General features: G+C 76.8%; 1 protein-coding gene. It reads right to left on the bottom strand.

Annotation, left to right across the window (positions count from 1 at the left end; translation table 11 throughout):
• Window positions 1-6: 6 nt before the first annotated feature.
• Window positions 7-14,760: a type I polyketide synthase gene (locus tag OG559_RS01900; RefSeq protein WP_405111602.1), complete on the bottom strand. Its 14,754-nt coding sequence runs from the start codon at window positions 14,758-14,760 to the stop codon at window positions 7-9.
• Window positions 14,761-14,767: the final 7 nt, after the last annotated feature.

Here is a 14,767-nt window from a genome sequence, read left to right on the forward strand (position 1 = left end):
GGCGGGTCAGGACAGCCCGAGGTCCTGGTCGATGAGGTCGAACAGCTCCTGGTTGCTGGCCACCCGCAGCCGGTCCGCGACCTCGGCGGTCTCCTCCCGGGGCGGCTCGGCGGCGCCGAGCCGTTCGAGGAGGTGGTGCAGCCGCAGGGTGATCCGGACCCGGCCGGTGTCGTCCGGGTCGCGCCGGGCCAGGGCGCTCTCCAACTGGTCGAGTTCGGCCAGGGTCGGCAGCGCCTCCACCGACGCCTCGCTGAGCAGTTCGGACCGCAGGTGTTCGGCCAGGGCCAGCGGGGTCGGGTAGTCGAAGACCACCGAGCTGGGCGGGTTGAGGCCGGTCAGCCGGGCCAGCTTCCCGCGCAGCTCCACGGCGGTCAGCGAGTCGAAGCCGAGGTCCCGGAAGGGCCGGGTGCTCTCCACCGCGTACGGGCTGTCGTGGCCGATGACCTCGCCGGCGGCGGTGCGGATCAGGTCGACCAGCACCCGGTTCTGTTCGGCCTGGGTCAGCTCGCCGAGCCGCTTGCGCAGTTCGGTGGCGACCTGGTCGCCGTCGGTGGCGTCCGCCCGGTCGGCGGCGGCCTGGGCGGCCACCTCGGCGAGGTCGCCGATCAGCGGCCGGGGGCGGGCGGAGGCGAAGACGGGCGCGAACCGGTCCCAGTCGACGTCGGCGACGGTGAGGACGGCGTCGTCGCCCTCGATGCCGGCGCGCAGGGCGGCCATCGCCGGCTCCCGGTCGAGCAGGGACACCCCGCGCCGGCTCATCGCGGCGGCGTGCGCGTCGGTCACCATCCCGCCGCCGGCCCACGGCCCCCAGTTGACGGACAGGACCCGGGCGGCCGAGGCGGGCCGGGACTGCGCGAACGCGTCCAGGAAGGCGTTGCCTGCGGCGTACGCGCCGTGGTCGCCGACGCCCCAGACGGCCGCGATGGACGAGAAGTGCACGACCAGTTCCAGCGGCCCGGGGTCGAGGAGCTCGTCGAGGTGCCGGGCGCCGGCGATCTTGCCGGACACCACGTCGGCGAGTTCCGCCCCGCTGACCGCGGCGATCGGGTTGAGCCGGCCCACCCCGGCGGCGTGCACCAGCGCCTGCACGGTCTCGCCGTCGGCGCGCAGGCCGGCCACGAGGGCCGCGACCGCGTCCCGGTCGGCCAGGTCGCAGGCCAGGACGCGGGCCTGCGCGCCGAGCGCGGCCAGCTCCGCCACCGCCTCGTCGGCGCCGGGGGCGTCCGGGCCGCGCCGGCTGACCAGCAGCAGCCGGCGCGCGCCGTGCCGGGCCAGCCACCCGGCGGCGTACCGGCCGACGGCGCCGGTGCCGCCGGTGACCAGGACGGTGCCGGGCGGCTGCCAGCCGGGGCCGCCCGTCCGCTCGGGGCGCGGCGCGCGGGCGAGCCGCCGCAGGTACGCCCCGGCGGGGCGGACGGCGATCTGGTCCTCGCCTCCGGCGCCGGTCAGCGCGGCGAGGACGTGCTCGGCGGCGGCGGCGTCCAGGGTGGCCGGCAGGTCCAGCAGGCCACCCCAGTGCCGGGGGTGTTCCAGCGCGGCGACCAGGCCGAGCCCCCAGGTGGTGGCCTGGGCGGGGTTGGCGACCGGGTCGTCGGCTCCGGTGCCGACGGCCTGCCGGGTGAGCAGCCACAGCGGCGTCGGGGGCAGGGCGTCGGTGACGGCCTGGATCAGGGCGAGGTTCGCGGTCAGGCCGACGGGGACGGCCGGCCGGTCGGGGTGGGGCCGCTCGTCGAGGGCGAGCAGGGAGACGACCCGGGTCGGCGGTACGCCGTCGAGCAGCCCGGCGAGGGTGGCTTGGTCGGCCGTGTCCGGGTCGACGGGGAGCAGCCGGGGGGTGCCGCCTCGGGCGGTGACGAGAGCGGCGAGCCGGTCGGCGACGTCCTGACCGGCGGCGGTGTGCACCAGCGTCCAGTCGCCGCCGGCGACCCCGACGGCGAGCGGCCGGGGCCGCCAGGTGACCCGGTACCGCCAGCCGTCGACCAGGGTGTCCTCCCGCTGCTGGCGACGCCAGGCGGCGAGGTCCGGCAGCAGGTCGCGCAGCGGCCGGTCCGGGTCCACGCCGAGCCGGCCGGCGAGCGCGTCGCCGTCGCCGTCCACCACGGCCCGCCAGAACGCGGAGTCGGTGTCGTCGCCGGCCGGGCCGGTGGCGTCGGCCGGGGCGGCGTGGAGGGTGGGCCAGAACCGTTGGTGCGCGAACGCGTACGTGGGCAGGTCCACCGGGCCGGCGCCGGGCAGCAGCGCCGGCCAGCGCACGGCGGTGCCCTGGCAGTGCAGCCGGGCGAGGGCGCCGAGCAGGGTGGACACCTCGTCCTGGCCGGGCCGCTGCACGCCGGTGACGGTGACCGGCGCGTCGGCGGGGAGCGCGTCGGCGGTCAGGGCGGTGAGCACCGTGTCGGGGCCGACCTCCAGGAACCGGGTCACCCCGTGGGCGTGCAGGTGGGTGACGGTGTCGGCGAACCGGACGGCCTCGCGGACGTGCCGGACCCAGTAGTCGGGGGTGCACAGCTCGTCGGCGTCGACGACCGTGCCGGTCAGGTTCGACACGACGGGCACTGCCGGCGGGGCGTACGTGAGGGTCGCGGCGACGGCCGCGAACTCGGCGAGCATCGGCTCCATCAGCGGGCTGTGGAAGGCGTGGCTGACCCGCAGCCGCTTGGTCCGCACGCCGAGGGCGGTGAAGTGGTCGGCCAGCTCGGTCAGCGCGTCCAGTTCCCCGGCGACGACGACGGCGGCCGGCCCGTTGACGGCGGCCACGGCCACCCGACCGGCGTACCCGGTGAGGGCCTGGGCGACGTCGACCTCGGCCGCCGCGACGGCGAGCATGCCGCCGCCTGCGGGCAGCGCCTGCATGAGCCGACCCCGGTTGCCGACGAGCGCGCAGGCGTCCGGCAGGGTCAGCACCCCGGCGACGTGCGCGGCGACGATCTCGCCGACGGAGTGACCGGCCACGAAGTCGGGCCGGATCCCCCAGTGTTCGAGGAGGCGGTACAGCGCCACCTCGACGGCGAACAGCCCGGCCTGGGTGAACACGGTCTGGTCGAGCAGGTCGGCGTCGGCGGTGCCGGGCTCGGCGTTCAGGACCGGGCGCAGCGGCCGGGGCAGGTACGCGTCGAGGTGCTGGCACGCCTCGTCCACGGCGCGGGCGAAGACGCCGAACGTGTCGTACAGCTGGCGGCCCATCCCGGCGTGCTGGGCGCCCTGCCCGGAGAACAGCACCGCGAGGGCCCCGCCGGTCTCGGCGACACCCCGGGTGAGGCCGGGGTGGTCCTGCCCGGCGGCGAGGGCGCGCAGCCCGGCGAGGGCGGCGTCCCGGTCGGCGGCGAGCAGCACCGCGCGGTGCCGCAGCGGGGAGCGGCCGGTGGCCAGTCCCCGGGCGACGTCAGCGTCGGGGGTGGGGTGCCCCGGCAGCCAGTCGGCGAGCCGGGCGGCCTGGTCGCGCAGGCTCTCCGCGCCGTCGGCGGTGACGACCCAGGGCAGCACCGGCGGCCCGGCGGCGGGCCGGGCGGTGGCGGGCGGTTCGGCGGGGGCCTGTTCGAGGATGACGTGCACGTTGGTGCCGCTCACCCCGAACGACGACACGCCGGCGCGGCGGGGGCGGTCCACCGCCGGCCACGGCTGCGGCTCGGTGAGCAGGGCGACCGCGCCGGCGGACCAGTCGACGTGCGGGGAGGGCTCGTCCACGTGCAGCGTGGGCGGCAGCAGGTCGTACCGCATCGCCATGATCATCTTGATCACGCCGGAGACCCCGGCGGCGGCCTGGGTGTGACCGATGTTCGACTTCACCGAGCCGAGCCACAGCGGCCGGTCCGCCGGCCGGTCCCGCCCGTACGTGGCGAGCAGCGCCTGCGCCTCGATCGGGTCGCCGAGCCGGGTGCCGGTGCCGTGCCCGTCGACGACGTCCACGTCGCCGCCGGCGAGCCGGGCGTTGGCGAGGGCCTGCCGGATGACCCGCTCCTGGGCGGGGCCGTTGGGCGCGGTCAGCCCGTTGCTGGCGCCGTCCTGGTTCATCGCGGAGCCGCGGACCACGGCGAGGATGCGGCGGCCGTCGCGCTGGGCGTCGGAGAGGCGCTGGAGCAGCACCAGGCCGACGCCCTCGCCCCAGCCGGTGCCGTCGGCGGCCCCGGCGAACGACTTGCACCGGCCGTCGAGGGCCAGCCCCCGCTGGCGGGCGAACTCCAGGAACGGGCCGGGGGTGGCCATCACCGTGACGCCGCCGGCGACGGCGAGGTCGCACTCGCCCTGCCGCAGCGACTGGCAGGCCAGGTGCAGCGCCACCAGGGAGGACGAGCAGGCGGTGTCGACGCTGACGGCGGGGCCCTGCAACCCGAAGTGGTACGCCAGCCGGCCGCTGATCACGGCGGCGGCGTTGCCGGTGGCCTGGTAGCCCTCGGTCTCGACCCGCGCGGCGAGCAGCAGGGTCGCGTAGTCCTGCCCGTTGGTGCCGACGAACACGCCGGTGCCGGTCTCCCGCAGGTCGGCGGGGGCGGTGCCGGACCGCTCGAACAGCTCCCAGGCGCTCTCCAGCAGCAGCCGCTGCTGTGGGTCCATCACCAGCGCCTCGCGCGGGGAGATGCCGAACAGGGCGGCGTCGAAGCCGGTGGCGTCGGCGAGGAAGCCGCCCTCCCGGACGTACGAGGTGCCGGGCCGGTCCGGGTCGGGGTGGTAGATGGCGTCGAGGTCCCAGCCCCGGTCGGCGGGGAACTCGGCGATGCCGTCGCGGCCCTCGCTGACCAGCCGCCACAGGTCCTCGGGGCTGGCGACCCCGCCGGGGAACCGGCAGCTCATCGAGACGACGGCGATCGGCTCGTCGAGGGCGGTGGCGGCCCGCACGGGCGCGACCGCCGGGGTGTCGTCGCCGGTGAGCCGGTCGGCCAGGTGGTCGGCCAACGCGCCGGGCGTCGGGCGGTCGAACACCAGCGTCGCCGGCAGGGTCTCACCGACGGCTTCGGCGAGCCGGTTGCGCATCTCGACGGCGCTGAGCGAGTCGAACCCGATCTCCCGGAACGACCGGTCCGCGGCGAGGGCCTCCGCCGACGGCAGCCGGAGCACCGCCGCGGCGTGCACCCGGACCAGGTCCAGCAGGACCCGGCGGCGGTCCGGCGCGGCGAGCCCGGCGAGGCGGGCGCGCAGCGGCGAGTGGGCGGCCGGGGCGTCGCCGGCCGGGGCGGCGGCGAGCAGCCGCGCCACCTCCGGCACGTCCCCGATCAGCGGCCGGGGGCGGGCCAGCGTGTAGGTGTGCAGGAACCGGTCCCAGGCGATGTCCGCGACGGTGAGCGTGGTCTCGTCGTGGGCGAGCGCGTCGGCCAGCACGGACACCGCGAGGTCGGGGCGCATCGCCCGGACGCCGGAGCGGAACATCTGGTCCGCGGCGCCCTCGGCGTCGACCATGCCGCCGCCGTCCCAGGCGCCCCAGGCGACGGCGGTGCCCGGCCGGCCCCGGCGGCGGCGGTCCTCGGCGAACGCGTCGAGGAACGCGTTGCCGGCGGCGTAGCCGCCCTGGTGCCCGCCGCCCCAGACGCCCGCGCCGGAGGAGAACAGCACGAACGCCGTCAGGTCGTCGCCGAACACCTCGTCGAGGTGCACCGCACCGGACACCTTGGCCCGTAGGGCGTCCGCCAGCTCCGCCGGGCCGAGGGTCGCGACGGGTCCGGCGTGGGCCACCCCGGCGGTGTGGAACACGGCGTCGACGTGGACGCCCTGCGCGGCGAGTTCGGCGGCGAGTGCCCGCAGCGCGTCCGCGTCGGCGACGTCGCAGGCGGCGACGGTGACGGTGGTTCCGACCGCGCCGAGTTCCGCCGCCAGCTCGGCGGCGCCGGGGGTGGCCGGGCCCTGGCGGCCGGTCAGCACCAGCCGGGCGGCGCCCTCCCGGGCCAGCCAGCGGGCCACCTGCGCCCCGATCGAGCCGAGGCCGCCGGTGACCAGGACGGTGCCGCCCCGGGGACGCCAGCCGTCGGCCGGGCCCCGGTCGGCGCGGGCCCGGACGAGCCGGCGGGCGAACACCCCGGACGGGCGCAGCGCGAGCTGGTCCTCCCCGTCGACGCCGGCCAGCGCCGCCACGAGCCGGGCCCGGTCCCGCGGGTCCGGCTCGGCGGGCAGGTCCACCAGGCCGCCCCAGCGGTCGGGGTGTTCCAGGGCGACCACCCGGCCGAGGCCCCAGACGGTCGCCTGGCCCGGGCGGTCGAGCGGGTCCGCCCGGCCGGTGCAGACGGCTCCGGTGCTGGCGCACCACAGCGGGGCGGCGATTCCGGCGTCGCCGAGGGCCTGGACGAGGGCGACCGTGCCGGCGAGGCCGGCGGGCAGCACGGGCTGCTCCGGGTGCGGGTCGTCGTCGAGCGCGAGCAGGGAGAGCACCCCGCCGACCGGTGCGGCGTCCCCGGCGGCCCGCCCGAGCTGGTCGGCCAGCGCCGCCCGGTCCGGGTCGGTCACGGGGACCTGGACGACGTCCGCGCCGCCCTCGGCGAGGGCCGTGTCGGCCGCGGCGACCAGCGGATGGTCGGCCCGGCCGGCCGGCACCACCAGCAGCCAACGGCCGGACAGGGCCGCGTCGGCGGGGGTGGGCAGCGGCTTCCAGGTCACCCGGTACCGCCAGGAGTCCACGGTGGACTCGTCGTGGCGGCGGCGCCGCCAGTCCGCGAGCAGCGGCAGCGCCGGGTCGAGGGACCGGGCGTCCGTCTCGTCGATCCGCATGGCGGCGGCCAGCGCCCGCGGGTCGGCCTGTTCCACGGCCGCCCAGAACTGCCGGTCCGTGTCGTCCCCACCGGCCGGGCCGGTCGGGGTCGCGGCCTGCGGCCAGTACCGCTGCCGCTGGAAGGCGTAGGTGGGCAGCTCCACGGCCGGGCCGGTGCGGGCGCCGAGGACCGCCGCCCAGTCCACGGGCACGCCGTGCACGTGCAACTCGGCGAGGGCGGTGACCAGTTCCGGCCAGCCGGGGGCGGCACCGGTGTCCACCACGACGGCGTCGTGCCCGGCGTCGGCCACGGTGCGCCGGAGGACGGCGGCGAGCACCGGGCCCGGGGCCACCTCCAGGAAGACCTGATGTCCCGCGTCGAGCAGGGCCCGCACGACGCCCTCGTTGTCGGCGTCGGCGCGCAGGCCCCGGTACCAGTCGGCGGCGTCGAGGCCGGCGGTGTCGACCTGTCCCCCGGTGGACGCGGAGTGCAGCGGCACCTCGGCCGCCCGGAGGGTGATCCCGGCCAGCTCGGCCGTCGGGTCGGGCGGCTCGGCGGACCCGTCGGCGGCCGGGGGCCGGTTGCCGAGGGCGATCACCTTCGCGGCGTCCGCCAGCGACAGCGCCCCGGCCACGCAGGCCGCCGCGACCTCGCCCGCGCCGTGTCCGAGCACGGCGGCGGGTCGTACGCCGAGGGAATGCCACAGCCGGGCCAGCGCAACCGTCACGGCCCACCGGGTGGGCTCCGCCACCCCGGGGCGGGTCGGCGACGGGGCGTCGTCGGTGCCGCGCAGCACGGCGGTCAGCGACCAGTCGACCCAGGGGGCGAGGGCCGCCTCGCACTCGGCGACGGATTCGGCGAAGACGGGCGACCGGTCCAGCAGGTCGGTCAGCGCGCCGGCCCACTGCTCCGCGTCGCCGGGGAGGACGAGGACGGGGTCTGCGCCGCGCAGCGCCGCGCCGGTGACCGCCGTCGGGGTGTCCTCGCCGAGCCGGAACGAGTCCAGCGCCCGCAGCAGGCCGGCGGTGTCCCGGCCGAGCAGCACGGCGCGGTACGGGAACGCGGCCCGGGTGGTGACCAGGGCGTGCGCGACGTCGGCGGGCTCGATCTCGGGGTGCGCCGCGAGGTGCTCGCGCAGCCGGGCGGCCTGTTCCCGCAGCGCCGGGCCGTCGGCGGCGGACAGCACGAGGGGTACGACGCCGGTACGCGGTGCCGCGACCGTCCTGCCCTCGATGACGGGGGCGGGCGGCTGCTCGATGATCACGTGCGCGTTGGTGCCGGAGATCCCGAACGAGGAGACGGCCGCCCGACGCGGCCGGTTCACGGCCGGCCACGGCGTCGCCTCGGTGGCGAGGGTGACCGCGCCGGCCGTCCAGTCGATGTGCGGGGACGGCTCGTCGACGTGCAACGTCGCCGGCACCACACCGTGCCGCATCGCCATGATCATCTTGATGATGCCCGCCACACCAGCGGCGGCCTGCGTGTGACCGATGTTCGACTTCACCGACCCGAGAAGCAGCGGCCGATCCGCCTGGCGGTCCTGCCCGTAGGTCGCCAGCAGCGCCTGCGCCTCGATCGGGTCACCCAGGGTGGTGCCGGTGCCGTGCGCCTCGACCGCGTCCACGTCGGTGGGAGTCAGGCGCGCATTGGCCAGCGCCTGCCGGATCACCCGCTGCTGCGACGGACCATTCGGCGCGGTGAGCCCGTTCGACGCACCATCCTGGTTGACGGCGGTGCCCCGCACCACCGCCAGGATGTTCCGACCCTCGCGCTGCGCGTCCGACAACCGCTGCACCAGCAGGACGCCCACGCCCTCCGACCAGCCCGTGCCATCGGCGGCGGCGGCGAACGACTTGCACCGGCCGTCCTGCGACAGACCACGCTGACGCGAGAACTCGATGAACGTCCCGGGGGTGGCCATCACCGTCACACCACCGGCCAACGCCAGATCACACTCGCCACTACGCAACGCCTGCACCGCCAGATGCAGGGCAACCAACGACGACGAGCAGGCGGTGTCCACCGTCACCGCCGGCCCCTCCAGGCCGAACGTGTACGCCACCCGACCGGAGAGGACGCTGCCGGAGTTACCGGTACCGATGTACCCCTCGACCTCACCCGGCACATCCATCAGCACGGAGGCGTAGTCGTGGTACATCACGCCCGCGAACACACCGGTCCGGCTGCCCCGCACCCGCTGTGGGTCGACCCCCGCCGACTCGAACGACTCCCACGACGCCTCCAACAGCAACCGCTGCTGCGGATCCATCGCCAACGCCTCACGCGGCGAGATCCCGAAGAAGCCCGGATCGAACTCGGCCGCCCTGTACAGGAAGCCGCCGTGCCGGGTGTAGGAGCTACCCGGCCGGTCGGGGTCCGCGTCGAACAGGGTCTCCAGGTCCCAGCCCCGGTCGGCCGGGAACTCCCCGATCCCGTCCCCGCCGCCGGCCAGCAACGCCCAGAGTTGCTCCGGCGTCTCCACCCCGCCCGGGTACCGGCACGCCATGCCGACGATCGCGATCGGCTCGTCGAGGCCGATGCCGGTCGTCCGCGCGCTCGACGCGGCGACGGCGCTGCGGGCCCCGGCCAGTTCGTCATGTACGTGGGCGGCCAGCGCCTGCGGCGTCGGGTAGTCGAACACCAGCGTCGAGGGCAGCCGCAGGCCGCCGGCCGCGTTCACCCGGTTGCGCAGGTCCACCGCCGTCAGCGAGTCGAACCCGAGTTCCCGGAACGCCCGGTCGGCCGGCACCGATTCCGCCCCGCCGTGCCCGAGCACCTGGGCGACGAGACCCCGGATCAGCACGTCGATCTGGGCGCGGGCCTCCTCGGGGGCCAGGCCGGCGATGCGGGTGGCCCAGGTGGCCCCCTGTCCCGCCTGGCGGCGGGTGGTGGTCGCCCCGACCAGGGTGCGCAGCATCGGCGGCACCATGCCGGTGCCGGCCGAGGCCCGCAGGGCGGCCACGTCGATCACGGCCGGCACGAGGGCCGCCCGGTCCCCCGCGACCGCCGCGTCGAACAGCGCCAGGCCGGTCTCGGCGCTCATCGCGGCGAGGCCACCCCTGGTCGTCGACCGGGTCCGCTCGGCCTCGCCGAGGGACGCCGCCATCCCGGGGGTGTCCCACATGCCCCACGCCAGCGACACCGCCGGCAGGCCCGCCTGCCGCCGGTGCGCCGCCAGGGCGTCCAGGAACCCGTTGCCGGCCGCGTACGCCGCCTGACCCGGCGAACCCAACACCCCGGCAATGGACGAGAACAACACGAACAGATCCAGGTCCAGCCCGGTGGTGGCCTCGTGCAGGAACCAACCGGCCGATACCTTGGGGGCCAACACCCCCGCCAACCGCTCCGCGCTGATCCCCGACACCACACCGTCGTCCAGCACACCCGCCGTGTGCACCACACCCGCGAGCCGGCCCGCCGACGCGATCTCCCCGACCAGCCCGAACACCTGCTGCCGGTCCGTCACATCACACGCCACCACCCGAGCCGACGCGCCCAGACCCGCCAACCGCTCCACCAACTCGGCCGCGCCCGCAGCGTCAGGGCCACGCCGCGACACCAGCACCAGCGACCGCACCCCGTGCGTGACCACCAGGTGCTCCGCGACGAGGGCTCCCAGCGAGCCGGTGCCACCGGTCACCAGCACCGTGCCCTCACCCACCACGGGTGACGGGTCCGGCACGGACGCGCGTACCAGGCGCGGAGCGATGACCTCGCCGGCCCGGACCGCAACCTGGCCGCCGGTGGCGAGCGGTTCGTCCGCCACCCGGGCGAGCAGGCCCAGCACCGCCGCATCCGCGTCGGCGTCGACATCCGCGAGGACGATCCGGCCGGGGTGCTCCGACTGCGCCGACCGCAGCAGGCCCCACACCGCAGCGCCCGCCAGGTCGGTCACCTCGTCGCCGTCCCGGGCGGCCACCGCGCCCCGGGTCACCACGACCAGTCTCGACTCCGCGAGGGCGTCGGCGGCCAGCCAGGACCGCACGGACGACAGCACGCCGGACGTGACCGCCCGCACCGCGTCGGGGACCGCCACGCCGGGGGCACCGGCGGGCACCGACAGCACCAACGCCGGCGGCACCGTCGCACCCGCCGCGACCGCAGCCACCACCGCAACCACATCCGGGTACGCCACCAGCCCACCCCGGACCACCAACTCACCGACCAGCCCAGCAACACCCTCGCCGCCAGCCAGCCCAGCAACACCCTCACCACCGGCCAGCCCGGCAACACCCTCGCCGCCAGCCAGCCCAGCAGCACCCTCGCCGCCGACACTGTGGAGCTGCCCCGGCTGCGCTACCAACAGCGCCCACCCGGCCGCATCTCCGGCGGAGACGACCTCCTCCGCCTGCCACGCCACCTCGAACAACGACCGGGTAGCCGGATTCGGGGCAACCACCCCGGTCATCTCCCGCAGCACCAGCGAGTCCACGGACACGACGGCCGCGCCCGAGGAGTCCACCGCGACCAGGCGCACCCCGGAGCCCTCACGGGTCAGCCGCACCCGCAGCACCGACGCCCCCGAGGCGTGCACCTGCACCCCGGAGAACGCGAACGGCACCCGGGGCGCGGTCGACTCCTCGAACAGCAGCGCGATCGGGTGCAGGGCGGCGTCCGACAGCGCCGGGTGCACCCCGAACGCCGCCGCGTCGCCCGCCGCCTGCTCCGGCAATGCCACCTCGGCGAACACCTCGCCACCGGCCGTCCAGAGCCGCCGCAGGCCCTGGAACACCGGCCCGTACGCCAGGCCCCGCTCCGCCACGGTCGGGTACCAGCCGGCGAGGTCCACCTCGGACGCGCCGGCCGGCGGCCATTCGGCCAGCGTCGGCTCGTCGGCCGACACCGGCTCCAGCGTGCCCTCGGCGTGCCGGACCCACTCGGGGTCGGCGTCCTCCTCAGGCTGGGAGTGCACGGTCACCGACCGCAGGCCGGAGGCGTCGGCCGCGCCGACGCGCACCTGCACCCGCACCCCACCCGAGGCCGGCAACACCAACGGCGCCGCCACCGTCAACTCCCGCACCCGCGACGCACCCACCTCGTCACCGGCCCGCACCGCCAACTCCACCAACGCCGTCCCGGGGACGACCACCACACCACCGACCACATGATCGGCCAGCCAGGCGTGCGTCGACACCGACAACCGGCCGGTCAGCACCACCATGTCCTCGCCGGCCACCGACACGGCCGCGCCGAGCAGCGGGTGCCCGGCCGCGCCGAGGCCGGCCCCGGAGACGTCCATCCACCGGCCGGCGGGCTCCAGCCAGTACCGCTTGTGCTGGAAGGCGTACGTCGGCAGGTCGACCCGCTCGCCGCCGCCGGCGAGGAGGCGGGTCCAGTCGACGGCCAGGCCGTGGACGTGGAGCTGGGCGAGGGCCTCCAGGGCGGCCTGCGGCTCGGGCCGGTCGTGCCGGGACACCGCGACCAGCAGCGGCGCGGGCTCGTCGCCGGGCCGGTCGGCGAGGCAGCCCTGCGCCATGGCGGTGAGCACGCCGCCCGGGCCCAGCTCCAGGTAGGTGCCGACCTCCTCGGCGTGCAGGCTGTTGACGGCGTCGGCGAAACGCACGGCGCCCCGGACGTGCCGCACCCAGTACCGGGGGTCGCGGAGCTGCTCCGGCTCGGCGAGCCGGCCGGTCAGGTTGGACACCACCGGGATCGTCGGCGGGTGGTAGGTCAGCGTGTCCGCGACGGCCGCGAACTCCGCCAGCATGGGGTCCATCCGGACGCTGTGGAAGGCGTGGCTGACCCGCAGCCGGCGGGTCGGGGCTCCCCGGTCGGACCACACCCGCTGGAGTTCGTCGAGGGCGTCGACGTCCCCGGCGACCACGACGGCGGTGGGGCCGTTCACCGCGGCGACGTCGAGGCGGTCGGCCAGCCCGGCCAGGCTCGCGGCGACCGCGGCCTCGTCGGCACCCACCGCGAGCATGCCGCCGCCGGCGGGCAGCGCCTGCATGAGCCGACCCCGCGCCGCCACCAGGGCGCATGCGTCGGCCAGGGAGAACACCCCGGCGACGTGCGCGGCGGCGAGCTCCCCGATGGAGTGCCCGGCGACGAAGTCCGGGGCGAGGCCGAACGACTCGACGAGGCGGAACAGGGCCACCTCGACGGCGAACAGGCCGGCCTGGGTGAACACGGTCTGGTCCAGCAGCTCCGCCTCGGGCGTGCCCGGCGAGGCGAACATGACCTCCCGCAGCGGGCGCGGCAGCAGCGGGTCCAGGTGCCCGCACGCCTCGTCCAGGGCGGCGGCGAACACCGGGAACGCGGCGGACAGCTCGCGACCCATGCCGGGACGCTGGGCGCCCTGGCCGGAGAAGAGGAACGCCACCCGGCCGCGCGGGGACGCCGACCCGGTGGTGACGGTGCCGTCCGGCTCCCCGTCGGCGAGGGCGCGCAGCCCGGCGATCAGGTCGTCGGGGCCCTCGGCCAGGACGACGGCCCGGTGTTCGAGGCCGGAGCGGCTGATCGAGGAGACGGCGACGTCCACCGGTCGGGGGGCGACGCCTCGGCCGCGGGCTGCGGGGGCGACGGCGACGCCGGATGCGGGGGTCACGGCGGCGTCGGCTACGCCGTCGGCGGCGGCGAGGTGGTCGGCCCACCGGGCGGCCTGCCCGGCGAGCGCCTCGGCGGTGCGGGCGGAGAGCAGCACCGGGGCCAGCGGCAGCGCCACCGGCCCGCCGGCCGGGGCGGCGTCGGCGGGCGGGGTGTCGTCGACCGGGGCCTGCTCCAGGATGACGTGGGCGTTCGTACCGCTGATGCCGAAGGACGACACGGCGGCCCGGCGCGGCCGGTCGGACGCCGGCCACGGGCGGGCCTCGGTCAGCAGCGAGACCTGGCCGGCGGTCCAGTCGATGTGCGGGGACGGCTCGTCGACGTGCAGGGTGCGCGGCATCGAGCCGTGCCGGATCGCCTCGATCATCTTGATCAGGCCGGCGGCGCCCGCCGCCGCCTGGGTGTGCCCGAGGTTCGACTTGATCGAGCCGAGCCAGAGCGGCCCGCCCTCGCCCCGGTCCTGCCCGTACGTGGCCAGCAGCGCCTGCGCCTCGATCGGGTCACCGAGGGTGGTGCCGGTGCCGTGCGCCTCGACCACGTCCACGTCCGCCGGCGAGAGCCGGGCGTTGGCCAGGGCCTGCCGGATCACCCGCTCCTGGGAGGGGCCGTTGGGGGCGGTGAGGCCGCTGCTGGCGCCGTCCTGGTTCACGGCGCTGCCGCGTACGACGGCGAGGATCCGGCGGCCGTCGCGGCGGGCGTCGGAGAGCCGCTGGAGCAGCAGCACGCCGACGCCCTCGGACCAGCCGGTGCCGTCGGCGGACGCGGCGAACGACTTGCACCGCCCGTCCGAGGCGAGGCCGCGCTGCCGGGAGAAGTCGGCGAAGGTGCCCGGGGTGGACATCACGGTGACGCCGCCGGCCAGCGCGAAGTCGCAGTCGCGCTGGCGTAGCGCCTGCACGGCGAGGTGCACCGCCACCAGCGACGACGAGCACGCGGTGTCGACGGTGACCGCCGGTCCCTCCCACCCGAAGGTGTACGCCACCCGACCGGAGACGACGCTGCCGGAGTTGCCGGTGCCGATGTACCCCTCGACGCCGTCGGGCAGGTCCAGCACCCGGGAGGCGTAGTCGTGGTACATCACCCCGGCGAAGACGCCGGTGCGGCTGCCGCGTAGCCGCTGCGGGTCGAGGTCGGCGTGCTCGATCGCCTCCCAGGAGGTCTCCAGCAGCAGCCGCTGGTGCGGGTCCATGGCCAGCGCCTCGCGGGGGCTGATGCCGAAGAAGCCCGGGTCGAACTGCGCCGCGTCGTAGAGGAACCCACCCTGGCTGGTGTACGAGGTGCCCGGGTTGTCCGGGTCGACGTGGAACAGCCGCTCCAGGTCCCAGCCCCGGTCGGTGGGGAAGCCCCCGACCCCGTCGCCGCCGGAGTCGACCAGGTCCCACAGCTCCGCCGGGCTGGACACCCCGCCCGGGAACCGGCACGCCATCCCGATGACGGCCATCGGCTCGCGGTCCTTGGCCTCCACCTCACGCACCCGCCGACGGGCGTCGCGCAGGTCGGCGGTCGCGCGCCGGAGGTAGTCGAGGAACTCAGCCTCAGTGGGCATCGGGCCA

This window comes from Micromonospora sp. NBC_01405, from assembly GCF_045040155.1.
Classification (GTDB): Bacteria; Actinomycetota; Actinomycetes; order Mycobacteriales; family Micromonosporaceae; genus Micromonospora.

What these genes read in the sequence shown, in the direction of transcription:
- OG559_RS01900 (WP_405111602.1), bottom strand. Translation starts at nt 14,760, where the DNA reads ATGCCCACTGAGGCTGAGTTCCTCGACTACCTCCGGCGCGCGACCGCC.